General features: G+C 66.3%; 22 protein-coding genes and 1 pseudogene. 9 read left to right on the plus strand and 14 right to left on the minus strand.

Translation table 11 applies throughout. The features are described from left to right. Position 1 precedes the first annotated feature (1 nt). From SBP02_RS06330 to metG, 5 genes are all read right to left on the minus strand, one after another. Positions 2–1,033: an RnfABCDGE type electron transport complex subunit D gene (locus SBP02_RS06330; RefSeq protein WP_318645547.1), complete on the minus strand. Its 1,032-nt coding sequence runs from the start codon at positions 1,031–1,033 to the stop codon at positions 2–4. Between the two features lie 51 nt (positions 1,034–1,084). Continuing rightward, a complete protein-coding gene (rsxC, locus tag SBP02_RS06335) occupies positions 1,085–3,769 on the minus strand; it encodes an electron transport complex subunit RsxC (RefSeq protein ID WP_318645548.1) in 2,685 nt (894 codons plus the stop codon). Further along, positions 3,766–4,341 (minus strand): electron transport complex subunit RsxB, encoded by a 576-nt coding sequence (rsxB, locus tag SBP02_RS06340; RefSeq protein ID WP_318645549.1) that lies wholly within the window; start codon positions 4,339–4,341, stop codon positions 3,766–3,768. The genes rsxC and rsxB overlap by 4 nt, the downstream gene beginning before the upstream one ends. Beyond that, entirely contained in the window at positions 4,338–4,922 is a 585-nt protein-coding gene (gene rsxA, locus SBP02_RS06345) for an electron transport complex subunit RsxA (protein WP_318645550.1), read from the minus strand. Before rsxA ends, rsxB begins: the two co-directional genes overlap by 4 nt. Positions 4,923–5,057: 135 nt before the next feature. Further along, positions 5,058–7,109, minus strand: a complete 2,052-nt coding sequence (metG, locus tag SBP02_RS06350) for a methionine--tRNA ligase (protein ID WP_318645551.1) — start codon at positions 7,107–7,109, stop codon at positions 5,058–5,060. A 216-nt stretch (positions 7,110–7,325) separates the two neighbouring features. On the opposite strand from metG, the gene apbC reads away from it, so the two are divergent. Next, the gene (apbC, locus tag SBP02_RS06355) at positions 7,326–8,414 is read left to right on the plus strand and encodes an iron-sulfur cluster carrier protein ApbC (protein ID WP_318645552.1); all 1,089 of its coding nucleotides are present in this window, start codon (positions 7,326–7,328) and stop codon (positions 8,412–8,414) included. A gap of 59 nt (positions 8,415–8,473) precedes the next feature. On the opposite strand, the gene SBP02_RS06360 is transcribed toward apbC, so the two are convergent. After that, positions 8,474–8,683, minus strand: coding sequence for a cold-shock protein (locus SBP02_RS06360; protein ID WP_013714598.1), 210 nt, complete (start codon positions 8,681–8,683; stop codon positions 8,474–8,476). A gap of 324 nt (positions 8,684–9,007) precedes the next feature. Here SBP02_RS06360 and dcd point away from each other — a divergent pair, with 324 nt between their 5' ends. Then, positions 9,008–9,574, plus strand: coding sequence for a dCTP deaminase (dcd, locus tag SBP02_RS06365; RefSeq protein WP_213638766.1), 567 nt, complete (start codon positions 9,008–9,010; stop codon positions 9,572–9,574). Between the two features lie 190 nt (positions 9,575–9,764). Further along, a complete protein-coding gene (locus SBP02_RS06370; protein WP_318645553.1) occupies positions 9,765–9,992 on the plus strand; it encodes a hypothetical protein in 228 nt (75 codons plus the stop codon). A gap of 153 nt (positions 9,993–10,145) precedes the next feature. Here the strand turns inward: SBP02_RS06370 and SBP02_RS06375 are convergent, their stop codons facing one another. From SBP02_RS06375 to SBP02_RS06390, 4 genes are all read right to left on the minus strand, one after another. Then, complete coding sequence (locus SBP02_RS06375; RefSeq protein WP_318645554.1) at positions 10,146–12,680, minus strand: penicillin acylase family protein; 2,535 nt, start codon at positions 12,678–12,680, stop codon at positions 10,146–10,148. 167 nt (positions 12,681–12,847) lie between these two features. Continuing rightward, positions 12,848–13,312 (minus strand): DUF2489 domain-containing protein, encoded by a 465-nt coding sequence (locus SBP02_RS06380; RefSeq protein ID WP_318645555.1) that lies wholly within the window; start codon positions 13,310–13,312, stop codon positions 12,848–12,850. A gap of 7 nt (positions 13,313–13,319) precedes the next feature. Next, positions 13,320–13,514, minus strand: coding sequence for an SEC-C metal-binding domain-containing protein (locus tag SBP02_RS06385; RefSeq protein ID WP_318645556.1), 195 nt, complete (start codon positions 13,512–13,514; stop codon positions 13,320–13,322). A 6-nt stretch (positions 13,515–13,520) separates the two neighbouring features. Continuing rightward, positions 13,521–14,018 (minus strand): LEA type 2 family protein, encoded by a 498-nt coding sequence (locus SBP02_RS06390; RefSeq protein WP_318645557.1) that lies wholly within the window; start codon positions 14,016–14,018, stop codon positions 13,521–13,523. Between the two features lie 112 nt (positions 14,019–14,130). On the opposite strand from SBP02_RS06390, the gene SBP02_RS06395 reads away from it, so the two are divergent. Next, positions 14,131–14,688: a hypothetical protein gene (locus tag SBP02_RS06395; protein WP_318645558.1), complete on the plus strand. Its 558-nt coding sequence runs from the start codon at positions 14,131–14,133 to the stop codon at positions 14,686–14,688. An 81-nt stretch (positions 14,689–14,769) separates the two neighbouring features. Here SBP02_RS06395 and SBP02_RS06400 read toward each other — a convergent pair whose 3' ends face one another. The 3 genes from SBP02_RS06400 to SBP02_RS06410 form a co-directional block, all read right to left on the minus strand. After that, positions 14,770–15,897 (minus strand): hypothetical protein, encoded by a 1,128-nt coding sequence (locus tag SBP02_RS06400; protein ID WP_318645559.1) that lies wholly within the window; start codon positions 15,895–15,897, stop codon positions 14,770–14,772. A 73-nt stretch (positions 15,898–15,970) separates the two neighbouring features. Beyond that, positions 15,971–16,471 carry a YchJ family protein gene (locus SBP02_RS06405; protein WP_318645560.1) on the minus strand — a complete coding sequence of 167 codons (501 nt, stop codon included), beginning with the start codon at positions 16,469–16,471 and terminating at the stop codon, positions 15,971–15,973. A gap of 3 nt (positions 16,472–16,474) precedes the next feature. Next, a complete protein-coding gene (locus tag SBP02_RS06410; RefSeq protein WP_318645561.1) occupies positions 16,475–16,972 on the minus strand; it encodes a DUF6231 family protein in 498 nt (165 codons plus the stop codon). Positions 16,973–17,401: 429 nt separating this feature from the next. Here SBP02_RS06410 and SBP02_RS06415 point away from each other — a divergent pair. From SBP02_RS06415 to SBP02_RS06425, 3 genes and pseudogenes are all read left to right on the plus strand, one after another. After that, positions 17,402–17,764: pseudogene (locus SBP02_RS06415) on the plus strand (OmpA family protein); the annotation flags it as partial. 135 nt (positions 17,765–17,899) lie between these two features. Further along, positions 17,900–18,631 (plus strand): OmpA family protein, encoded by a 732-nt coding sequence (locus tag SBP02_RS06420; protein WP_318645562.1) that lies wholly within the window; start codon positions 17,900–17,902, stop codon positions 18,629–18,631. Between the two features lie 132 nt (positions 18,632–18,763). Then, the gene (locus SBP02_RS06425; RefSeq protein WP_318645563.1) at positions 18,764–19,057 is read left to right on the plus strand and encodes a DUF1145 domain-containing protein; all 294 of its coding nucleotides are present in this window, start codon (positions 18,764–18,766) and stop codon (positions 19,055–19,057) included. A gap of 44 nt (positions 19,058–19,101) precedes the next feature. On the opposite strand, the gene SBP02_RS06430 is transcribed toward SBP02_RS06425, so the two are convergent. Further along, positions 19,102–19,566, minus strand: a complete 465-nt coding sequence (locus tag SBP02_RS06430; RefSeq protein WP_318645564.1) for a CopD family protein — start codon at positions 19,564–19,566, stop codon at positions 19,102–19,104. Between the two features lie 111 nt (positions 19,567–19,677). On the opposite strand from SBP02_RS06430, the gene dinG reads away from it, so the two are divergent. Next, positions 19,678–21,822, plus strand: a complete 2,145-nt coding sequence (gene dinG / locus SBP02_RS06435; RefSeq protein WP_318645565.1) for an ATP-dependent DNA helicase DinG — start codon at positions 19,678–19,680, stop codon at positions 21,820–21,822. Positions 21,823–21,917: 95 nt separating this feature from the next. Further along, positions 21,918–23,063 carry a serine hydrolase domain-containing protein gene (locus SBP02_RS06440; RefSeq protein ID WP_318645566.1) on the plus strand — a complete coding sequence of 382 codons (1,146 nt, stop codon included), beginning with the start codon at positions 21,918–21,920 and terminating at the stop codon, positions 23,061–23,063. Positions 23,064–23,090: the final 27 nt, after the last annotated feature.

The raw sequence follows: 23,090 nt of genomic DNA on the forward strand, positions 1-23,090 counted from the left end.
GTTATTCCCCCAACTTGAAGCCGCGGGTCGGCTTGCGGTGGCCGTAGGTGCGCGGCCGGGTGTAATAGTCGATGGTCGGTGCCGCCAGGTTCATCAGCAGCACGGCGAAGGCCACGCCGTCCGGGTAACCGCCCCAGGCGCGGATGACATACACCAGCACGCCGACGCCGATGCCGAACAGCAGGCGTCCGAGGTTGCTGGTGGCGCCGGACACCGGGTCGGTGACGATGAAGAAGGCGCCGAGCATGGTCGCGCCGCTGAGCAGATGAAACAGCGGCGAACCATGGGAGTCGGAGCCGCTGCCGTTCCAGAACACCAGGCTCATCAGCGTCAGGGCGGCGAGCATGCCGACCGGCGCGTGCCAGCTGAACAGGCGCTTGTGCAGCAGGTACAGGCCGCCGGCGAGGAAGGCCAGGTTGACCGCCTCGATTGCGGCGCCGCCGAAGCGGCCGAAGGCCGGATGCTGGGTCCACAGCTCGTCGATGGTCAGGCTCTGGTTGATCTTCAGCACGTCCAGGGCGGTGGCCTGGGCCCAGCCGTCGGGCAGGGCGGCGATGCCGAAGATATGCAGCAGGCCGTCGACCGGGCCGACCCGCTGCGGTGCGGGCCAGCTGGTCATCTCGCTGGGGAAGGAGATCAGCACCACCACGTAGCCGAGCATCGCCGGGTTGAACGGGTTCTGGCCGAGGCCGCCATACAGCTGCTTGCCGAAGACGATGGCGAAGCCCGTGGCGATCAGGGTCAGCCACCAGGGCGAGTAGGGCGGCAGGGCCAGGGCCAGCAGCACCGCGGTGACCAGGGCGCTGTAATCCTTGAGGAAGAAGCCCAGCGGGCGCTGGCGCAGGGCGAGGATGGCCGCCTCGAAGCCCAGGGCGCAGGCACCGGCCCAGAGCAGGTTGATCAGCGTGCCGGCGCCGAACAGCCAGGTCAGGGCCAGGATGCCGGGCACGCAGGCCAGCAGCACCTGCAGCATCACCTGCTGGGTGCGGTTGGCGCCCTTGGCGTGGGGCGAAGTGATGCGGGGCAGGGCCATTGGCGCTCCGGTGTCAGGTAGTGTTGAGGGGCGATCGCCAGGCGACCGGCCCTACGACTCGGTGTGTTGCTGCAGTTTGTCTTCGGCCTCGGCCAGACGCCGGCGCGCAGCCTCCAACGCCTCGGCCGTGGCGCCGCCGTCGCGCTCCAGCTTGCGCAGGTCGGCGCGGGCGAAGGCCACCTCGGTCTTCAAGGCGCGGGTGGCGTCATCGACCGGGCGCTTGTCGCTGCGTACCAGTTCGGGCGCCGGCTTGCTGGAGGCGACTTCGGCGTCGTGCAGGGCCTGCTCGGCCGCGGCGACGGCCGCTCGCAGGGGCTCCAACTCGGCCTCCGCGACTTCGGCTTTCTCGGCCTTCTTCAGCTCGGCGCGTTTCATCGCCAGCTCGACCTTGGCCTTCTTCAGCGGATCGACCTTGTCGCTTGGCGTCGCCTTGGCCGGCGCGGCGGGTGCCTGGTTCTGCAGGCCGTCCAGCAGTTTCTCGGCTTCTTCGAGCTGCTGGCGCAGGCGCGCCAGTTCGGCCTGCTGGTCGTCGTCCGGGACCTCCAGCTTCTCCAGCATGCGCAGCTGGGCACGGAGCATGGCGGCGTCGATCTTGGCCTTCTTCAGGGCACCGTCGTCCACGGCCTTGGCCGGCGCGGCGGGCGCCTGGTTCTGCAGGCTGTCGAGTAGCTTCTCGGCTGCCTCGAGCTGCTGGCGCAGGCGCGCCAGCTCGGCCTGCTGATCGTCGTCCGGGGTTTCGAGCTTCTCCAGCTTGCGCAGCTGGGCACGGAGCATGGCGGCGTCGATCTTGGCCTTCTTCAGGGCACCGTCGTCCACGGCCTTGGCCGGCGCGGCGGGTGCCTGGTTCTGCAGGCTGTCGAGTAGCTTCTCGGCTGCCTCGAGCTGCTGGCGCAGGCGTGCCAGCTCGGCCTGCTGATCGTCGTCCGGGGCTTCGAGCTTCTCCAGCTTGCGCAGCTGGGCGCGGAGCATGGCGGCATCGATCTTGGCCTTCTTCAGGGCCGCGTCGTCCACGGCCGGGGCGGCCGGGGGCGCGCTGGCCAGGGCGGCGTCCAGGGCCTTCTGCGCCGCCTCGGCGGCGGCGCGCAGCTCGCTGACCTGAGCCTGCAGCTCCGGGGTGTCGTGGGCGGCCAGTTGCTTCTCGGCCTTCTTCAGGGCGACCTGGGCCATGCTGGCCTCGATCTTCAGCTTCTTCTGTGCATCGCTCAGGCTACTGACCTTGGCAGTCGGCGCGGCGGACACGGCGTCCTCCTCCAGCAGGCCGGCGGAGGTCTCGGCCTGGATCGCCTTGGCCCGGGCGGCGCGTTCGGCGCGGGCTTGGCGCTCGGCCTCCTTCTGCTCCTCGGCGCGGCGCAGGCGCTCCTGGCGCAACTCGAAGCGCTGCTTGGAGTGTTCGGCCTTGATCTGCTTCTGTTCCAGCTCGCGGATCTCGCCCTTGGCTGCCCGGTAGTACTGCACCAGGGGGATGTTCGAGGGGCAGACGTAGGCGCAGGCGCCGCATTCGATGCAGTCGAACAGGTTATGCGCCCGCAGCTGCTCGTGTTCCTGGCCGAGGGCGAAGAAGTGCAGCTGCTGCGGCAGCAGGGTGGCCGGGCAGGCCTCGGCGCATTCGCCGCAGCGGATGCACGGCAGCGCCGGCGGCGGTGGCGGCAGTTCCTCGGCGCTGGCGGCCAGCAGGCAGTTGGTGGTCTTGATCAGCGGCACTTCGAGGCTGGGCAGGGTGAAACCCATCATCGGGCCGCCCATGACCAGGCGGTGCAGTTTGTCGGCCTGCAGGCCAGCAAACGCCAGCAGCTCGCCGACCGGGGTGCCGAGCAGTGCCTCGACGTTCATCGGCTGCGCCAGGGCCTCGCCGGTGAGGGTGGTGATGCGGCTGATCAGCGGCTTGCCGTGCACCACCGCCTCGTGGATGGCCACGGCGCTGCCGACGTTCTGGCAGAGCATGCCGATATCGGCGGGCAGGCCGCCGCTGGGCACCTCGACGCCGGTGAGGATCTGGATCAGCTGCTTCTCGCCGCCGGAGGGGTACTTGGTCGGGAACACCCGCACGCCGAAGGGCCGCTCGCCCACCGCGGCCTTTACCGCGGCGATGGCCTCGGGCTTGTTGTCCTCGATGCCGATCAGCACCTGTTCGGGCTGGATCAGCTGGACCAGGATCTCGATACCGCCGACCAGCTCGGCGGCCTTCTCGCGCATCAGCAGGTCGTCGGCGGTGATGTACGGCTCGCACTCGGTGCCGTTGATGATCAGCGTGTGGATCTTCTGGGTCGGCCGCGCCGCGAGCTTGACCGCGGTGGGGAAGCCGGCGCCGCCCAGGCCGCTGATGCCGGCCTGGCGGATCTTCTCCAGCAGGGCCTCGGGCTCAAGCTGGCGATAATCGGGGCAGGGCTCGAGGTCGCACCACTGCTCCTGGCCGTCGCTGTCGATGACGATGGCCGGGGCGAGCATGCCGGACACATGGGGGTAGGGCTGCGGGCCGACGAAGCTGACGATGCCGGAGGTCGGTGCATGCAGCGGGGCGCTGACGAAACCGCTGGCCTCGGCGATCTTCTGCCCCTTGAACACCGCCTCGCCGACCACCACCAGGGGCTCGGCAGTCGCGCCTACGTGCTGGTTCAGCGGCAGTATCAGGCGCTTGGGCAGCGGCGCCGGCTGCACGGCCGAGCGGTTGGACAGTTCCTTGCGCTCGGGCGGATGGATGCCGCCGTGGATATCCCAAATCATGTTCTGCGCGCTCATGCGGCCTGCTCCCGGTCACTGGCGATCAGCTGGCCGGGCGGCAGGGGCAGCTGCCACTTCCAGCTCTGCACCGTGCTGCCGACTTCCAGCATGTCGATGCAGTCCACCGGGCAGGGCTCGACGCACAGGTCGCAGCCGGTGCACTCGCTGGCGATCACCGTGTGCATCTGCTTGGCCGCGCCGACTATGGCGTCCACCGGGCAGGCCTGGATGCACTTGGTGCAGCCGATGCACTCGGCCTCGCGGATAAAGGCGACCATCTGCGGCTTCTCGCCTTCCACCGCATCCAGCGGCTCGGGTTCGACGTCCAGCAAGTCGGCCAGGGCGGCAATGGTGGCCTCGCCGCCGGGCGGGCACTTGTTGATCTTGTCGCCGCCGGCGATCGCCTCGGCGTAGGGCTTGCAGCCGGGGTAGCCGCATTGGCCGCACTGGGTCTGCGGCAGCAGGGCGTTGATCTGCTCGGCGATGGGGTTGCCCTCGACGCGAAAGCGCACCGCGGCATAGCCGAGGATGGCTCCGCACACCAGGCACAGGCCGAGCAGGGCGAGTACCGCGCTGATCACCAGGCTCATAGCTTGATCAACCCGGTGAAGCCCATGAACGCCAGGGACATCAGCCCGGCGGTGACCATGCCGATGGCCGCGCCCTGGAAGGCCTTGGGCACGTCGGCGATGGCGATGCGCTCGCGCATGGCGGCGAACAGCACCAGCACCAAGGAGAAGCCCAGGCCGGCGGCGAAGCCGTTGGCGGTGGCGCTGACGAAGGTGAACTCGGCCTTGTTGGCGTTGAGCAGGGCCACGCCCAGGACGATGCAGTTGGTGGTGATCAGCGGCAGGAAGATGCCCAGCACGCGGTACAACAGCGGGCTGGTCTTGTTCACCACCATCTCGGTGAACTGCACGGTCACGGCGATCACCAGGATGAAGCTGATGGTGCGCAGGAACTCCAGGTCCAGGGGCTTGAGCACATACTGCTGGACCAGGTAGCTGCACATGGCGGCCAGGGTCAGGACGAAGGTGGTGGCCAGGGACAGGCCGATGGCCGTCTCGATCTTCTTCGACACGCCCATGAACGGGCAGAGGCCGAGGAACTGCACCAACACGAAGTTGTTGACCAGGATGGCGCTTACCATGATCAGGGCGAGTTCGGTCATTGCGGGTACCGTGGTGGACAGGCAAGGGCCGTGGAAAAAGGGCGCCTATTATCGGGAAGGCGCCCGGTGCAGACAAGCCGGCATAGGCCGGCGTGTCGCCGCGTCATAACAGCGTAGCGTGCTCCGGGCTAAGCCTTACTTGACCCGTTGGCCCGGTTTGGCGCCGCTGTCGGGGCTGAGCAGGTAGATTTCCTCGCCGCCCGGGCCGGCGGCCAGCACCATGCCCTCGCTGATGCCGAACTTCATCTTGCGCGGGGCCAGGTTGGCCACGTAGAGGGTCAGGCGGCCTTCCAGCGCGCTCGGCTCCGGGTAGGCGCTCTTGATGCCGGAGAACACGTTGCGCTTGGCATCGCCGATGTCCAGGGACAGGCGCAGCAGCTTGTCGGCGCCCTCGACGAACTCGGCCTTCTCGATCAGGGCGATGCGCAGATCGACGGCGGCGAAGGCATCGAAATTGATCTCGGCGGCCAGGGGCTCCTTGGTCAGTTCGCCGTTGCCGACATCCGGGGTCCCGGCCGGCTTGCTGGCCTCGGCGACCAGGTCCTCCTTGGAGGCCTCGATCATGGCGTCGATCTTCGCCGGCTCGATGCGGGTCAGCAGGGCGCTGAAGGGGTTCAGTCGATGGTCGGCGAGCAGGCTCTGGTGGTCGTCCCAGGTCAGCGGCGCGACATTGAGGAAGGCCTCGGCATCGGCGGCCAGCTTCGGCAGCACCGGCTTGAGGAAGATCACCAGCTGGCGGAACAGGTTGATGCCCAGGGCGCAGATTTCCTGGACCTCGGCCTGCTTGCCCTCCTGCTTGTTCAGCGCCCAGGGTGCCTTGTCGGCGATCCAGGCGTTGGCGCGGTCGGCCAGGGCCATGATCTCGCGCATGGCGCGGGCGAAGTCGCGGGCCTCGTAGGCCTCGGCGATGGACGGCGCGGCGCCCTTGAAGGCCTCGGTCAGCTCCGGCGCCGGGTCGGCGGCTACCAGCATGCCGCCATTGCCCTTGTGGATGAAGCCGGCGCAGCGGCTGGCGATGTTCACCACCTTGCCGACCAGGTCGGAGTTGACCTTCTGCACGAAGTCCTCGAGGTTCAGGTCGAGGTCGTCGACGCCGCGGCCCAGCTTGGCCGCGTAGTAGTAGCGCAGGTACTCGGGGTTGAGGTGATCGAGGTAGGTGCGCGCCTTGATGAAGGTGCCGCGGGACTTGGACATCTTCTGCCCGTTGACGGTCAGGTAGCCATGCACGTTGATGGCGCTGGGCGTGCGCAGGCCGGCGCCTTCGAGCATGGCCGGCCAGAACAGGGCGTGGAAGTTGACGATGTCCTTGCCGATGAAGTGGTACAGCTCGGCGGTCGAACCCTTGTTCCAGAAGGCGTCGAAGTCCAGCTCCGGGCGCTTGGCGCACAGATTCTTGAAGCTGGCCATATAGCCGATCGGCGCGTCCAGCCAGACGTAGAAGTACTTGCCCGGCTCGTCGGGGATCTCGAAACCGAAATAGGGCGCGTCGCGGCTGATGTCCCATTCCTGCAGGCCGGCATCCAGCCATTCGGCGATCTTGTTGGCCACCGCGTCCTGCAGGGTACCGCTGCGGGTCCACTGCTCGAGCATGGCCTGGAAGTCCGGCAGCTTGAAGAAGAAGTGCTTGGAGTCGCGCAGCTCCGGCACCGCGCCGGAGATGGCCGAGCGCGGGTTCTTCAGCTCGGTCGGCGCGTAGGTGGCGCCGCACTTCTCGCAGTTGTCGCCGTACTGGTCCTCGGCCGCGCACTTGGGGCAGGTGCCCTTGATGAAGCGGTCGGCGAGGAACATGCCCTTTTCCGGGTCGAAATACTGGGTCACCGAGCGGGTGGCGATATGCCCGGCGTCGCGCAGCTTCAGGTAGATGGCCGCCGACAGCTCGCGGTTCTCCTCGGAATGGGTCGAGTGGTAGTTGTCGAAGTCGACCCCGAAGTCGGCGAAGTCGGCGCTGTGCTCGGCCTGCACCTCGGCGATCAGCTGCTCGGCGCTGATGCCCTGCTTCTCGGCGCGCAGCATGATGGCCGAGCCGTGGGCGTCGTCGGCGCAGACGTAGATGCACTGGTTGCCGCGCAGTTTCTGATAGCGCACCCACATGTCGGTCTGGATGTACTCGAGCATATGGCCGAGATGGATCGAGCCGTTGGCGTAGGGCAGGGCGCTGGTGACGAGAATCTTGCGGGCTTCGGACATGGGGATCGGCTGCACTGGTAAAACGAAGGGAGTCGGCAACTATATAGGCGCAGCGGTTTTTTTTCATCCGCCCGTGCACCCGTGTGCGCTTCCTGGCTGCGGCCTCGACATGCGTGGCGGCGACGCCGGCGCTCGCCATGGGGCGGCGGGCATGCGTTGGAGCCGGCGCTCGGTTAGGATGGCCGTCTGTTTTACTCGGTCTTTTCTGGAGTTGCCATGAGCGTCGTGACCCGTCAGGCGGTGGAAGCCGCCCTGCGTCAATACACCGATCCCCACCTCAATCAGGACCCGGTCAGTGCCGGCTGCCTGCGCGAGGTCGATATCCAGGGCGACCAGGTGCGCGTGCGTCTGGAGCTGGGCTATGCCGCCGAGCTGTTCAGGGGCGGCTGGGCGCAGATGCTGCAGATGGCCCTGGAGAATCTGGAGGGCGTGGCCAAGGCCCAGGTGCAGGTCGACTGCCGGGTCGAGGCGCACAAGGGCCAGGAGCAGGTGCCGGCCCTGGCCAACGTGAAGAACATCATCGCCGTGGCCTCGGGCAAGGGCGGGGTGGGCAAGTCAACCACCGCGGCCAACCTGGCCCTGGCCCTGGCCCGTGAAGGCGCGCGGGTCGGCATCCTCGATGCGGACATCTATGGGCCGAGCCAGGGCATCATGTTCGGCGTCGCCGAGGGTACCCGGCCCGAGGTCAAGGAGCAGAAGTGGTTCGTGCCGCTTCAGGCGCATGGCGTGCAGGTGATGTCCATGGCCTTCCTCACCGACGAGAACACCCCGGTGGTGTGGCGCGGGCCGATGGTCTCCGGTGCGCTGATCCAGCTGATCACCCAGACTGCCTGGGACAACCTGGATTACCTGGTGGTGGACATGCCACCGGGCACCGGCGACATCCAGCTGACTCTGGCGCAGAAGGTGCCGGTGGCCGGCGCGGTGATCGTCACCACGCCCCAGGACCTGGCCCTGCTGGATGCCAAGAAGGGCGTGGAGATGTTCCGCAAGGTGCATATCCCGGTGCTGGGTGTGGTGGAGAACATGGCGGTGCACATCTGCTCCAACTGCGGCCATGCCGAGCACCTGTTCGGCGAGGGCGGCGGCGAGCGGCTGGCGGCACAGTTCGGGGTCGACCTGCTGGCCTCCATGCCGCTGTCGATGGCCATCCGCCTGCAGTCCGATGGCGGCAAGCCGACCACCATCGCCGACCCGGAGAGCCAGATCGCCATGCTCTACCAGGCCATGGCCCGCAGCGTCGGTGCGCGCATCGCCCAGGCCGCGCAGCCGGCGATGCCGAGCATCAAGGTCAGCGACGACTGACTGTTCTCCAGGCACAAAAAAGCCCCGCCTAGGCGGGGCTTTTTTCGAGTCGGTGCAGGTTAGATAACCTGAACTTCCTCAGCTTGCATGCCTTTCTGACCACGGGTGGCCACGAAGGAGACCTGCTGACCTTCTTTCAGGGTCTTGAAGCCATCGCTCTGGATAGCTTTGAAGTGAACGAACAGGTCGTCACCGGATTGCGGGGTGATGAAGCCGTAGCCTTTTTCATCGTTGAACCACTTAACGGTGCCAGTCTGACGATTGGACATGTGAAATCTCCTAACAAAAGTAATAGCAGCCCTGGAAAAGCCCAGGCCGGGACTGAGTGCAACGAGTACTAGGAGTCGGACGATGTTTGGATCGAAATCTAGGCATCAAGTAGCGATTCGCGGTGACACATGCAGCACAGTGGGGCCACCATACCCGCTTTTGCCGCGAAGCGCGAATGCTCTGTGCGCCTTTTCGCGAATTAATGGGTCGGGGGGCGTTCGGCGGGGCGTCGGAACGCGTCGGTCGACAGCCTTTGAACCCGCTCGCTCGCCCCGGTAAGATGCGCTCACTTTTTCACCATCAGCCCATTCAGGACGCCCGCCATGAGCATCAAATCGGACAAGTGGATTCGCCGCATGGCCCAAGAGCACGGCATGATCGAGCCTTTCGTCGAGCGTCAGGTGCGCACCGAAGGCAATGCGCCGCTGATCTCCTTCGGGGTCTCCAGTTACGGCTACGACGTGCGTTGCGCCGATGAATTCAAGGTGTTCACCAATATCAATTCGGCCACCGTCGACCCGAAGAACTTCGACGAGAAGAGCTTCGTCGATGTGAAGAGCGACGTGTGCATCATCCCGCCGAACTCCTTCGCCCTGGCGCGCACCGTCGAGTACTTCCGTATTCCACGTAATGTGCTGACCATCTGCCTGGGCAAGAGTACCTATGCGCGTTGCGGCATCATCGTCAACGTCACCCCGCTGGAGCCGGAGTGGGAAGGCCATGTGACCCTGGAGTTCTCCAACACCACCACCCTGCCGGCGAAAATCTATGCCAACGAGGGCGTGGCGCAGATGCTGTTCCTCGAATCCGATGAGGCCTGCGAGGTGTCCTACAAGGACCGTGGCGGCAAGTACCAAGGCCAGCAGGGTGTGACCCTGCCCAAGGCCTGAGCGGCCTGGCGACAACGAGTAAGAGCAAAGCCGGGCTTGCCCGGCTTTTTTGTGCCCGGCGTTCGGCGAGCCGTAGCCGGCTCTGGCTTCCCCCTTCCCGTCGAACTGCCGGGGGGCTGGCGGACTCTAAAGCACATGGCGCCCGCCCGCGGCGGGGTAACCGAGAGAACCCGAGGGGAAATCGCAGCTTATGGCTAAGTGGATGATTACCTACAGCAAAGACGAGGGGACCGGGGTGTTGGAGGTCGAGTCGACGACCAAACCGAGCATGGAGCAGGCCGTGCAGTGGTTGCTGGAAATGGCCGAGCGCGACTATGAGCGTGAGGAACCGAAGGATCGCCCCTATGAGGTGCAGACACCGGCCGTGCGCCTGCTGGAGCGCTACGGCATCACCGTGACCAGCATCTGCGAGGAATGATGGATGCCCGGCGCTGTCAGGGGCGCAGGGGCTTTGTCGCAGGCAAAAGAAAGGACGCCAATAGGCGCCCTTAAGTGATGAACTATGGAGTAAGTCCGCTAAGTCGGACTGGAGGCTCCGGTTATGAGTTCAAAAATAGCCGACGAACGGTAGTTATTGGCCCGGCATCAGCAGCAGCCGTCGCGTGCCGTAGACCTTGTCGAGGTTCTGCGGCTGGAACGGAAACACCATGTAGCGCCCCTTGAGCCAGGCTTCGATGCCGTCGGCGTAATGCGCGCTGGCCGGGTTGCCGGACTGGCCCGAGCTGTTCAGGCCGAGCAGGGGTTCCTCGCTGGCGAAGTCGACGACGATGCGCATGGCGGGGATCAGCCAGGTGTCGAAGTCCTCGCCCCAGCGGTAGGCCGAGACGTTGAGGGTACTGTGGTCGCCGCCGGCCGGGTAGGGGCCGCGATCCAGGTAGTCCTTCAGTGCGTTGATGCTGGCACGCTGGCTGGCGCCCATGTATTGGGCCAGTTGGCTGGTTTCGCTGCGCCAGTTGTAGCTGTGCAGCCGGCCCCACTGCCAGGTCCGTGGGTCCTGGCCCAGGCGTGCCTGGCCGAGGCTCATGGCGGCGGCCAGGCTGCGGGCGAGTATGGCCGGTTTGTCTTCCTTCTGCGGCGTCGCGAGGTCGTCCCAGAACGGGCTGTCCTCGCGGCCCAGCAGGTGGTCGGCCTGGGCCGAGTAGGAGCTGTCGGCGGCCTGCACCAGCGCCTTCCAGGCGGCACTGGTATCCGGGCCCAACTCGTCGAGGAAGATCTGCCGCGCGCTTTCATGGAGGAAGGCGCCGTACAGCGCGGCGTCGGCCGAATCGGCAGCGAGCTTGCCGTCGAAGGCCTGCAGGCGGTTGAGCGCCTCGCGGGCCTTGTCGCGCTGGCTCGGTGGCAGGGCGTCAATGGCCTGCTGCAGGGCTTCGGCCATGCCAGGGGCGGCGAACATGGCCTGGAGCTTGGCGACGAAGGGCGAGGTCTGGTCGTACTGCATGGCGATCATGCTGGCGCGGTCGTGCTTGCCGCTGCCGGCCAGGGTGGCGATGCGCTCGGCGCGCTCGGGGTAGTACCAGGAGTTGGACAGCTGCATGCCGTAGCCGCGGTTGACGCTGCGCTGGTTGGCGGTGCCCAGCCAGCCCTGCGGCGGGTCTTGGTCGTAGGGATGGAGAATCGGGTCGGCGAAGCCGTCCCAGTCGTAGCGGCCGTCCCAGCCGGGCGAGGGCAGCAGACCGAGGCCTTCGCGGCGGTTGGGGAAGCGCCCGGTGACCTGCCAGCCGATGTGCTCGGCATCGGCGAAGACGACGTTCAGCGGCATGGCGCGGATTTCCCGGGTCGCCTCGAAGGCCTGTTCCACCGACTGGGCACGGGATAGGTCGAAGAAGGCATCCAGGCTCTGGTCCGCTTCGAACTGTGCGGTCTGCAGGGCCAGGCCGTAACCGCTGCTCAGTTGCAGCGGCTGCAGGCGGTGCTTGCGCTCGCCCAGCACCGAGTTCAGCAGCGGGCCGTGGCGGGTTTCGTAGAGGGTCTCGCGGATCGGTCGCTCACCCTTGATGAAGAAGGTCTCCTGGCGCTCCCGGGCGGGCAGCCACTGGTCGTCGGCCTGGTAGTAGAGACGGCCGCCTTCGTGCTTGAGCTTCTCCAGGAACAGGTCCTGGTTGTCGCCCATGACCATGGTCATGCCCCAGCCCAGCTTGCCGTTGAACCCGGCGACCACGGCGGGGACGCCGGCGATCGATACGCCGGCGGCCTGGAATTTCGGCGAGCGGATCTGCACGAAGTTCCAGGCCGAGGGCAGTGCCAGGGGCAGGTGGGTGTCGTTGGCCAGCAGACTCTTGCCGCTGCGGCTGTTCTGCGGGGCGATGGCCCAGTTGTTCGAGGCCGCGACGCCGAGCATGTGGGCGTCGGCCAGCTGGTCGGCGGCCTGGCTGATCGCCTCCAGGCCGGCGATTCGGCCGTCCAGCGCCAACCCTTCGAGCTTGGCGGCCTCCTCGAACGGCAGCGGCTCGTCCGGGTAGGTCGGCAGCAGCCAGGCCAGTTGTGCGCTGCCGACCTTCTGCGCCAGCACCAGGGCGGCGAGCTCTTCCTGCAGGTTGACCGACAGGCCGAAGTTCAGCAGGCAGAACACCAGCGCCGAGTCTTCGGGTTTCCAGTAGGGCGGGCGGTAGCCGGATTCGGCCAGGTCCATCGGCAGCTTGTCGCGGTAGCGGAACAGGTAGGCGTTGACGCCGCGGGCGTAGACCTCGAAGAAGCGTTTGAGGCGCGGCGAGGCGTTGCGGTACAGCATCTCGGCGCTCTTGCGCAGGTTCACCGCGCGCATGAAGCGGTCGATCTCCAGCACGCCGGGGCCGGCCATTTCCGCCAGGCGGCCCTCGGCCATCAGGCGCAGGCCGACCATCTGGCTGAGGCGGTCGCTGGCATGCACGTAGCCCAGGGCGAACAGCGCGTCGTGGAACGTGGTGGTCTCGATCAGCGGCATGCCCAGGGCATTGCGCCGCACCACCACGCTCTGCGCAAGGCCCTGGACGCGGACGATGCCCTGGGTCGGATGCAGGCTGTCGCTGTAGCGACTCTGCAGAAAGGACTGGCAGCCGCTGAGCAGCAGGCCGACGGTGAGGGTGGCCAGGCCTAGCAGGGGCAGTGGACGAAACGCGCGCGATGACATGCAACGGGCTCCTTGCGGGACGCGGGAATCGGATGGTGGTGGCGTGGGTGCCGCTGGAAAGCCTAGCAACCTGGGCGAGGCGAGCGGCCATATCCCGGCGCCGGGGCAGGGTGTGGCGTAAGGTAGAGGGCGTGGCGGCGCCTGGCAAGAGGCCGGGCGCCGCCCGCTCAGCTGTGCCGCGGGTTTTGTTGCAAGCCCTCGTCGAGCAGCCAGCGTGCCGCCGTGCGGGCGGCGGCCTTGTGTTGCAACTCCAGCTCGTTGAAGTGCTTCTCGTGTTGCCGGCGGGCGGCCTTGTCCAGCGCCTTCCAGTCGGCATGGGTCGGCACGTGGGCGGTGGCGGCGAACAGTCGGTGGAACACCTCGCAGCGTGCGTCCTGGCTCAGGGTGCTGTCGTAGTTGTCGAGCAGCACCTTGATGCGAATGGCGCCTTCGATCAGCGGCAGCTGCCCTTCGAGCAGGCTGCCGGCGAGAAGCTGCAGGTCGCCGCCGAGGCGTTGGTGACGCTCCTGCGCGGCATGCGCCTGCTCGCGCTGCCGTGCCCACACCCGCCGCCACAGCAGCAGGGCGTAACAGGCGAGCCCTAGCACCAAGAGCGCGCCGGCCAGCAGCAGAAGCAGGCTCAGGCTGCTCATGGGCGGATCAGGCGCCGTGGCATTTCTTGAATTTCTTCTGGCTGCCGCATGGGCATGGGTCGTTGCGGCCGACGTCCTTCAAGGCGTTGCGCACCGGCTCCTGGTGGCCGTGATTGCAATGCGGGCCGTGCACATGATCGTGGTCATGGTGGTCGTGGTCGTGGTCGCAATCCGGGCCGTGGACGTGGGGGTGTTGGTTCATGTGGGGTTACTCCGGGATGAAATCGCCGGGAATTATCTCGCCATTGCGCGACATGTGCACGCTGCGGCCGAACATGAAGCCGGTTTTTACCGCGCCGTCGAGGCGGTAGCGGATCGGTTCGTCGGGGTGTTCGAGCAACTTGACGATCTGCCGCACATGGCGCCAGAGGTTGGTGCGCACCGGCACGTCGAACACGTGATGGCCGTGGGCGGGCACGGTGAACCAGGCATCGGATTCGCCTTCGGCCAGTTTCACCTCGTTGAGGTGAACCCGGTAATCGAGGCCGCGCACCGGCAGGCTGACGCTGTTGGGGTTGTCGATGCGAAAGCGCAGGACGAAGCGCTGCTCCAGCAGCTTGGCCCGTATGACCTCGACCTTGACCAGACGGATATCCGGATCCTTGAAACCACCGGTCATCCAGGTGGAGCATCCGCCGAGGCCTGAAAGCAGGCCGAAAAATATCAGTAGGCTGAGAATTCTTATAGTTTTTGCCTGATACAACATTGGGTACTCCGATGGACGCCACAGTGTAACAAGCAAGTGCTCGGCTGCAACGTGTTGTGGGGGTAAAAAAACCTGCGCCATACTGAGCGTCGATTAGGACAGGAGTGTGACCATGGCTAGTTACGAGATCGCCTTCGCCGGGCAGTTGGTGCCGGGGGCTCAGCTGGAGTCGGTCAAGGCCAATCTGGCCAAGCTGTTTCAGGCCGACGCCCAGCGCATCGCCCTGTTGTTCTCCGGCCGACGCATCGTGATCAAGAGCAATCTGGATGCCGCCGGGGCGGAAAAGTACCGGGCCACCCTGGAGCGTGCCGGCGCCGTGGTCGAGGTTGCCGCCCTGCCCTCGGCCGCGAGCGACCTGGTTCCGCCGGCGGTCGTCGAGCCGCCGCAGAGCCAGGCGAGCGCTGCGGGCGAACAGGCGCCGGCCGCTCCGGGGCGCCTGAAGGTCCTGCCCCGGGATGAGTACATGGCCGCTTTCGCCGAAGTGGATGCGCCGGATTTCGGCATCGCGCCCCTGGGCGACGATCTGCAGGACGACAAACCGCAGCCGCAAGCCCCGGCGCTCGATCTGTCGCAGTTGAGTCTGGCGCCGCCCGGCAGCGACATGGGCCAGACACCGGCCGAGCCGGCCGCGCCCCCACCGGATACCTCGCACCTGAAGCTGCAGGAGTGAATGAAGGAGGCCCGCCAAAAGCGGGCCTCGTCGTATCTGCTCCAGGGATGACGCTCGGGTCGAGCGACGCTTCTCGTCGTGTCAATGGCTGGCGACGGCGGCGTCCGCGGCGCTGCACTTGGCTTGCGCCTGTGCCGGCGTCAGGCTGCGGATCGAGGTGTAGAACAGCTCGCAGGTCTGTTGCTGGTCGCTGACCTGCCACTTCTGGCTGCAGCTATTGAGTGCGGCAGAGCTGTCGCCCCCTGGGTTCTGACCCATTGCGGCTTGCCAGCAGGCGGCGGAGAGGTCCTGGCCCATGACCCTGAGCCCGGCCTGATCGGCCTTCTGCTGGTTGCCCCCGTAGTTGCTCGGGTCGGCCGCATACCAGATATAGCTGGGGTGGTTGGCGCCCAGCACCGCCACCGTCCGACCCGGCACCGGGGTGATCTGGCCGAGGCCGAGTACGGCCAGGGGCACGCCATAACGCTGCTGCACCCAGTTGCGCACCGGGCTGCCGAAGGCGACCATGGGCAGGGAGGCGCCGTCACTGCCAAGGCTCAGTTCGCTGACCATGCGCTGCTGGTAGTCGCTGAAGTAACCGTAGGTGTCCTCCAGGGAACTGCCGGCATTGGAGGGCGCGGCGATGGGGGCGAAGTCGACTATGGTCTGGAAGGCCGGTGTCTGGGCGGCAGGCACGCCGTTGACCGTCAGCAGCTCGGCCCAGCGGTCGGTGGTGCTGGAGCGCAGGTAATCCTGGGCCTGGGTCAGTGAATAGTCCGGTGGGAAGTGCAGCAGCTCGACGCTCTTGCGGTTGTTCAGGGCCATGCCCAGGGGCAGGAAGAAGTACCAGTCGTACTGCCACTTGCCGTCGCGGTTGAGCTGGCTGGCGCCCCGGTACGCCAGGTCGCCACTGTCGAGCAATTGGCGCAGTGGCTGACCGTAGCCGGCAGGCGCGCCGCTGAAGTGGGCGTAGACCCTGTCACCGCTACGCTCGACCCTGACCCGGGCGGCGTCATAGCCATCGCGGTCCAGGCTCTGGTCGAGGTAGTGCTGTACGGTCTGTTCCAGGGTCCAGTCACGGTAGCAGATCGCGCTGCAGTTATTGGGGTAGGCAAACAGGCGGCTGACCCGCTCCGCGCTGCCCAGGTCGACCCGCTCGCCCGAGGGCTGGCCGGCGCAGCCGAACAGCAGGCCGGCCAGTACGACCACCCATCCATTGTGCTTGTGCATGGTTCTCTCCTTGTCGAATGCCCGGCGAGGCTGGTGGCCGGATCAATAAATCAAGCAGAGTCTGTCGCGGCTGTCAGCTGGCTACTGCGCGGTTGAGGAAGGTCGAGCAGCATTTTTTGAACTTCTGCCCACTGCCGCAGGGGCAGGGCTCGTTGCGCCCGGCGGTCAGGCCCACGGTAGGATCGATAAAGAACCACTGCTTGCCGCGTTGGACGAAGGCGGAGCATTCGCGGTGGCTATGTTCGCCGGCCTCATCGTGCCAGCGTGCGGTGAAGGTGACGAAGGCATGTTCGGGCTGGCCGCCCAGCACCTCGGCACTTTCGACCTCGAGGCCGAGCCAGGTGCTCTGCAGGCTCCAGGCGCGGATCGCCTCGCGATCCAGGCCGGCCTGCTGGGCGGGTAGGGTGGTCGCCAGCAGGTAGTCGACCTGGCCCAGGACATAGGCGCTGTAGCGCGAGCGCATCAGGCACTCCGCGCTGGGCGCCGGCGAGCCGGCATGATAGCGCCCGCAGCATTCGCTCAACGGGTCGCCGCTGCCGCAGGGGCAGCTGGTCGTGAACTCAGTGCTTGGCATGCATCACCACCAGTATTTGCCGAAGTTTTCCGGGTTGGCCCAGAACTTGGCATTGAGCCAGTCCGGCACCTGTTTGTAGTCGAGCAGGTCGTAGGTGAACAGGCTGAGGGTCTGCTCGCCCCGCTGGAAGCGCTCGCTGGCCTGCATCGCCAGGGCGAAGAAGTCGGTGTCCTGCCAGGCGCAGGCATGCAGGTCGACCAGCACGGCCAGACGGTTGGCGTTGAGGTTGCGGATGCCGCCGAGCAATTCCAGCCCGGTGCGTTTGGGCAGGTGCTCCAGGCAGTCGACGACCAGGGCCAGGTCGAAGCGTTGGCTGGCCAGTTCGCTCGGCAAGGCGCCGGCTGTGGCGCGGGTGACCTGGCAGCTCGTGTGGGCGTTGCGAAAGGCATCCAGGGCCGGCAGCTCACTTGCGCCGACCAGCAACAGTCGGCTCGGCGCGTAGCGCTCCAGCAGTGCGGCCAGCGCCTGTTGGGGCGTACGGGAGGAAAGGCGTTCGATCATTTAGGGCTCCTCGATCAGACCTGAAAGACTAACGTGCTACCGGGTGATGGCCTAGAGCCGATTGAGTTCGCGCACATGCCCCGATCGTCTGGCGAATTGTGGAACTGCCGTCTTTAATCCATAAGTGTCGGTTTTGGGCCGATTTCTATAGGAGACTTGTATATGAGCATTACCAGGAAAGCAGGACCCCTGATTCTGGCGGCCAGCTTGTTGACGGGGTGCGCCGGCCTGCAGAAGAGCGACTGGCCTACTTGTGCGGCGGTCGGTGGTGTCGGTGGTGCTGCCTTGGGCGCGATCGAGAGTTCGTCATGGGCGGCTGGTGGCGCTGCGGTAGGTGCCGGTATGGCCGCGGCTTATTGCTGGGTGCATGGTGCCGAAGCGGAAAAAATGGTGATGGTCGAAGAGGTGATGGTCGAGGAACCGGCCATGCCCGAGCCCGCAGAAGTGGTGCGTGTCGAGCTGGACGTCAAGTTCGACTTCGACAAGTCCCGGGTCAAAGAAGAAAGCTACGGTGATATCAAGAACCTGGCGGATTTCATGAAGCAGTATCCGCAAACCACAACGGTGGTCGAAGGTCACACCGACTCGATCGGCACGGATGCTTACAACCAGGGGCTGTCCGAGCGCCGCGCCAATGCCGTGCGTGATGTGCTGGTCAACCAATATGGCGTAGAGGGTGGGCGCGTCAATGCGGTCGGCTATGGCGAGTCGCGTCCGGTTGCGGACAACGCTACCGATGCGGGACGTGCCATCAACCGTCGAGTCGAGGCCGAGGTCGAGGCTCGCCCTTAGCCATTGTCGCCTGGCGAGTGCAAGCGCTGACCCCGGCAGTAAGTGAAGTCTGCTGGGGTCTGGCTTGTGCAGTCAGGGGGATGCGCCTTTACTCCGGGGTACCGGCAGCGGCCGGTTACACAGGAGACTCAGATCATGAGGATTAGCCACGCGAGGGCGATTGCTCCCTTTCTTCTGGCCAGCAGTGTTCTTTCCGGTTGCGTCACGACTTCCAGTACGGGGGATGCGCCGCTCAACCAAGGAAACTGGCCTCTGTGCAGTGCGATTGGCGGCTTGGCCGGCGGTGGCCTCGGCGCAATCGAGAGTTCCACCTGGGCCGCCGGAGGTGCCGCAGCTGGCGCCGTGATTGGCGGCCTGATCTGCTATGCCCAGGACGGCGACGAAGACGGTGATGGGGTGTTTGACCGCCGTGACCGCTGTCCTGGCACTCCGAGCGGCACGCCGGTTCAGCACAACGGCTGCCCGCTCAAGGTCTATCCGAGCACTCCCGAGCTTCCCGAACCTGCGCCCGTGGAGGCGGTACGGGTCGAGTTGGACGTGAAATTCGATTTCGACAAATCGGTGGTCAAGGAGGATGCCCAGAATGACATCCGCAGTCTGGCGGATTTCATGAAGCAGTATCCGCAGACCACCACGACCGTCGAAGGCCATACCGATGCCATCGGCACCGATGCCTATAACCAGGGCTTGTCCGAGCGCCGGGCCAATGCCGTGCGCGATGTACTGGTTAACCAGCACGGCATCGACAGCAGCCGAGTTTCCACTGTGGGCTACGGCGAGGCGCGTCCGGTTGCGGACAACGAGACCGAGTCCGGGCGGGCCATCAATCGTCGGGTGGAGGCCGAGGTGGAAGCGCGGCCTCAGTAATGCGGGTCCTGAGCGGGATCATGCCGGCTGTCAGCTTGGCGGTAATCAGCGGATTACCGCCTTCTGCGGTGTTGGCTGCATGGCCCCAAAGCAGTTAAGGTGCGGCACGATCTGAAGCTGCAAGGGGCGGTCATGAAAGCATTGCTGGGGTTGGGGAAAATACTGGCCGCGTTGTTCTGGGGGGCTGAGCTGGCCAACCTGCTCGATCCGTTCGTGCAGCCGTTCGCCCTGCTGCTGAACCTGGCCGGCGCCGCTGTTCTGCTGATTCATGCAGCCGAATTGCTGTTGTTCCAGCCGCGGCTCAGCCAATGCCCGCGGCCATGGCTGGAGCGCGGGCAGGTCATGCTGTTCGGTATTTTCCACTTGCTGGCATTGCCCGAAGCAGAGGAGCCAGATCCCCTGCCTGTGGCGGCCGAGCAGGCCTAGACGGGCGAGGCTCGGGTGTTGTTTGCAGCCGTGCCCGGGGAGGCTTAAAGACTGGGGCGGGCGGCGGCGACACTGACCAGCAGCAGGCCGAGGATCAGGTTGATGCCCACCAGTCGACGAATCCGTCCCAGAATGGCGCCGCCACTCGGCCAGTCCTCGGCCGCCACGGCGCGGCGCAGTTCCGGTAGCTGGAGCGCCTGTATGCGCAGGAATAGCGCGAGCATGGCGATGTACAGCCCCATCATGATGTGCACGTAGCGCGGCGCCGTCTCGAAACCGGCGAAGCGCAGGTGCAGCATGCCCACGCCGGTGATCGGCAGGATCAGCACGGCGGCCCACACCCAGTGAAAGAAACGGCGGAATACCTCCTGCCATAGCTTCAGCCGCGCTGGCGCTTCCAGCACGCTGACCGCCGCGGGGCGCAGTACTATCCAGGCGAAGAACATGCCGCCGACCCAAATGAGTGCGGCCAGCAGGTGCAGGGTGTAAGTCGCGGCGTAAGGGGTCATGCAAGTACTCCAGTCGGGCAAGCGGTTCTGCGCGGGATCGATTAGCGCGCTATGATAGCCGCCGATCACAAACACTGAAAATTTATCCAGCCTTTTCGCGCCCAGACCAGCATGCTCAGCACCGAACTCAAGTCCCAGATTCAGAGCGCCTATTCTCGCTTCCTCGAGGCCAAGGGACTCAAACCACGCTACGGCCAGCGCCTGATGATCGCCGAGATCGCCAAGGTGCTGGGCACGGTCAAGGTCGACGACGAGGGCAAGCGCGAAGGCGAGCCGGCGGTGGTGGCGGTCGAGGCCGGCACAGGTACCGGCAAGACCGTGGCCTACAGCCTGGCGGCGATCCCCACCGCCAAGGCCGCCGGCAAGCGCCTGGTGATCGCCACCGCGACCGTGGCGCTGCAGGAACAGATCGTGCACAAGGATCTGCCGGACCTGATGCGCAACAGTGGCCTCAACTTCAGTTTCGCCCTGGCCAAGGGGCGCGGGCGTTACCTGTGTTTGTCCAAGCTGGACCTGCTGCTGCAGGAGGGCCAGGCACAGAGCGCCACCGCCCAGCTGTTCGAGGAGGAAGGCTTCAGGATCGATGTCGACGAGCAGAGTCAGAAGCTGTTCACCGCGATGATCGAGAAGCTCGCCGGCAACAAGTGGGACGGCGACCGCGACAGCTGGCCCCAGGAGCTCGAAGACGGCACCTGGTCGCGGCTGACCACCGACCACAGCCAGTGCACCAGCCGCCATTGCCCGAACTTCCAGCAGTGCGCCTTCTACAAGGCCCGCGAGGGCATGGGCAAGGTCGATGTCATCGTCACCAACCACGACATGGTGCTGGCCGACCTGGCCCTGGGCGGCGGTGCGGTGCTGCCCGATCCGCGCGAGACCCTCTATGTGTTCGACGAGGGCCATCACCTGCCGGACAAGGCCATCGGTCACTTCGCCCACTTCACCCGCCTGCGTTCGACCGCCGACTGGCTGGAGCAGACGGCCAAGAACCTGACCAAGCTGCTGGCCCAGCACCCGCTGCCGGGCGACCTGGGCCGGCTGATCGAGCAGGTGCCGGAGCTGGCGCGGGAGATCAAGACCCAGCAACAGTTCATGTTCAGTGCCTGCGAGCAGCTGGCCGACTTCCGCCCCGGCGAGGACATGGAGGGCCGCGAGCGCCCGCGTCACCGCTTCGTCGGTGGCCAGGTGCCCGAGCATCTGCGCGAGCTGGGCCTGGAGTTGAAGAAGGGCTTCTCCCGCCTCAGCGACCTGTTCACCGGAGTCGCCGAGCAGCTCAAGGAGGCCATGGACGGCGAGGCCGGCATCGGCATCGCCAGTCACCAGGCCGAGGAGTGGTACCCGCTGTTCGGCAGCCTGCTGGCGCGGGCCAAGGGCAACTGGGAGCTGTGGCTGGCGTTCACCGCCGAGGACCCCGAGGAGAGTCCGCCGATGGCGCGTTGGCTGACCCTGGCCGAGAGCGGCGCGCTGTTCGACATCGAGGTCAATGCCAGCCCGATCCTCGCCGCCGAGACCCTGCGCCGCAACCTGTGGAACGTCGCCTACGGCGCCCTGGTCACCTCGGCGACCCTGACCGCCCTGGGTACCTTCGATCGCTACCGCATGCGCGCCGGCCTGCCCAAGGTGGCGGTCACCGCGGTGGTGCCGAGCCCCTTCCACCATGCCGACGCCGGCGTGCTCCGGGTGCCGGACCTCAAGGCCGACCCGCGCGAGGCGGCGCTGCACACCGCGGCCATCATCCGCGAGCTGCCGGCCCTGGTGGCCGGCTCGCGGGGCACCCTGGTGCTGTTTTCCTCGCGCAAGCAGATGCAGGACGTCTTCGACGGCCTGGAGCGCGACTGGCGCAAGCGGGTGTTCATCCAGGGCAACCTGTCCAAGCAGGAGACCCTGAACAAGCACAAGGCCCGGGTCGACTCCGGCGAGGAGAGCGTGCTGTTCGGCCTGGCCAGCTTCGCCGAGGGCGTCGATCTGCCCGGCGCCTATTGCGAGCACGTGGTGATCGCCAAGATCCCCTTCGCCGTGCCGGACGATCCGGTGGAGGCGGCGCTGGCCGAGTGGATCGAGGCCCGTGGCGGCAACCCCTTCATGGAGATCGCCGTGCCGGATGCCTCGCTGCGCCTGGTGCAGGCCTGCGGTCGCCTGCTGCGTACCGAGGCCGACCGCGGCACCATCACCCTGCTGGATCGACGGGTGGTGACCCAGCGCTACGGCAAGGCGATTCTCAACGCCCTGCCGCCATTTCGTCGGGAGATCGGCTAGAAAGGCCCGGCGGAGTCCCCGACCGGTTCCCAAGTGCCGCCGGGGCTGGAACAATGCGCGGCATCTCGTTGATTTCCAAGACCTAGGAGTCGCATTTGCAGATTCAGGGCTATTTCGACCTGCAGTTCGAGGCGGTCAAGGACGCGTTCGCGGCCTTGTTCGAGGACCCTCAGGAGCGTGGCGCGGCGCTGTGCATCCAGGTCGCCGGCGAAACCGTAGTGGATATCTGGGCCGGGGTGGCCGACAAGGACGGTCAGCAGGCCTGGCACAGCGACACCATTCTCAATCTGTTCTCCTGCACCAAACCCTTCACCGCGGTCACCGCCCTGCAGCTGGTCGGCGAGGGCAAGCTGGAGTTGGACGCGCCGGTGGCCCGCTACTGGCCGGAGTTCGCCGCGGCCGGCAAGGACAGGATCACCCTGCGCCACCTGCTCAGCCACCAGGCCGGCCTGCCGGCGCTGCGCCAGCCGCTGCCGGCCGAGGCCCTGTACGACTGGCAGGCGATGACCGCGGCGCTGGCCGCCGAGGAGCCCTGGTGGGCGCTGGGGGAGGGCCACGGTTATGCGCCCATCACCTACGGCTGGCTGGTCGGCGAACTGCTGCGCCGTGTGGAAGGGCGCGGCCCCGGCGAGTCCATAGTGGCGCGCACCGCCAAACCACTGGGCCTGGATTTCCACGTCGGTCTGGCCGACAGTGAGTTCGAGCGTGTCGCGCATATCTCCCGGGGCAAGGGCAATCTGGGCGATGCCGCCGCCCAGCGCCTGCTCAAGGTGACCCTGAGCGAACCGACGGCCCTGAGCACACGGGCTTTCACCAATCCGCCGTCGATCATGACCAGCACCAACAAGCCGGAGTGGCGGCGCATGCAACAGCCGGCCGCCAACGGCCACGGCAATGCTCGCAGCCTGGCGGGCTTCTACAGCGCCCTGCTGGATGGCCGTCTGCTGGAGAGTGAGCTGCTCGACGAGCTGACCCGCGAACACAGCTGTGGTGACGACAAGACCCTGCTGACCTGCACCCGCTTCGGCCTGGGTTGCATGCTCGAACAGCCCGAGCTGGCCAATGCCACCTATGGCATGGGGGCGCGGGCCTTCGGTCACCCGGGGGCGGGTGGCTCCATCGGCTTCGCCGACCCGGAGCGGGACGTGGCCGTGGGCTTCGTCACCAACAATCTAGGACCGTTCGTCTTAATGGACCCCCGTGCGCAGAAACTTGCACGGGTATTGGCGGATTGTTTGTAAGAGTCTGGCTAGACTCCCGGCATAACA

Source organism: Pseudomonas benzenivorans (assembly GCF_033547155.1).
Classification (GTDB): Bacteria; Pseudomonadota; Gammaproteobacteria; order Pseudomonadales; family Pseudomonadaceae; genus Aquipseudomonas; species Aquipseudomonas benzenivorans_B.

Coding starts and splice junctions, on each gene's coding strand:
- SBP02_RS06330 (WP_318645547.1), bottom strand. CDS start 1,033: ATGGCCCTGCCCCGCATCACTTCGCCCCACGCCAAGGGCGCCAACCGC.
- rsxC (WP_318645548.1), bottom strand. CDS start 3,769: ATGAGCGCGCAGAACATGATTTGGGATATCCACGGCGGCATCCATCCG.
- rsxB (WP_318645549.1), bottom strand. CDS start 4,341: ATGAGCCTGGTGATCAGCGCGGTACTCGCCCTGCTCGGCCTGTGCCTG.
- rsxA (WP_318645550.1), bottom strand. CDS start 4,922: ATGACCGAACTCGCCCTGATCATGGTAAGCGCCATCCTGGTCAACAAC.
- metG (WP_318645551.1), bottom strand. CDS start 7,109: ATGTCCGAAGCCCGCAAGATTCTCGTCACCAGCGCCCTGCCCTACGCC.
- apbC (WP_318645552.1), top strand. CDS start 7,326: ATGAGCGTCGTGACCCGTCAGGCGGTGGAAGCCGCCCTGCGTCAATAC.
- SBP02_RS06360 (WP_013714598.1), bottom strand. CDS start 8,683: ATGTCCAATCGTCAGACTGGCACCGTTAAGTGGTTCAACGATGAAAAA.
- dcd (WP_213638766.1), top strand. CDS start 9,008: ATGAGCATCAAATCGGACAAGTGGATTCGCCGCATGGCCCAAGAGCAC.
- SBP02_RS06370 (WP_318645553.1), top strand. CDS start 9,765: ATGGCTAAGTGGATGATTACCTACAGCAAAGACGAGGGGACCGGGGTG.
- SBP02_RS06375 (WP_318645554.1), bottom strand. CDS start 12,680: ATGTCATCGCGCGCGTTTCGTCCACTGCCCCTGCTAGGCCTGGCCACC.
- SBP02_RS06380 (WP_318645555.1), bottom strand. CDS start 13,312: ATGAGCAGCCTGAGCCTGCTTCTGCTGCTGGCCGGCGCGCTCTTGGTG.
- SBP02_RS06385 (WP_318645556.1), bottom strand. CDS start 13,514: ATGAACCAACACCCCCACGTCCACGGCCCGGATTGCGACCACGACCAC.
- SBP02_RS06390 (WP_318645557.1), bottom strand. CDS start 14,018: ATGTTGTATCAGGCAAAAACTATAAGAATTCTCAGCCTACTGATATTT.
- SBP02_RS06395 (WP_318645558.1), top strand. CDS start 14,131: ATGGCTAGTTACGAGATCGCCTTCGCCGGGCAGTTGGTGCCGGGGGCT.
- SBP02_RS06400 (WP_318645559.1), bottom strand. CDS start 15,897: ATGCACAAGCACAATGGATGGGTGGTCGTACTGGCCGGCCTGCTGTTC.
- SBP02_RS06405 (WP_318645560.1), bottom strand. CDS start 16,471: ATGCCAAGCACTGAGTTCACGACCAGCTGCCCCTGCGGCAGCGGCGAC.
- SBP02_RS06410 (WP_318645561.1), bottom strand. CDS start 16,972: ATGATCGAACGCCTTTCCTCCCGTACGCCCCAACAGGCGCTGGCCGCA.
- SBP02_RS06420 (WP_318645562.1), top strand. CDS start 17,900: ATGAGGATTAGCCACGCGAGGGCGATTGCTCCCTTTCTTCTGGCCAGC.
- SBP02_RS06425 (WP_318645563.1), top strand. CDS start 18,764: ATGAAAGCATTGCTGGGGTTGGGGAAAATACTGGCCGCGTTGTTCTGG.
- SBP02_RS06430 (WP_318645564.1), bottom strand. CDS start 19,566: ATGACCCCTTACGCCGCGACTTACACCCTGCACCTGCTGGCCGCACTC.
- dinG (WP_318645565.1), top strand. CDS start 19,678: ATGCTCAGCACCGAACTCAAGTCCCAGATTCAGAGCGCCTATTCTCGC.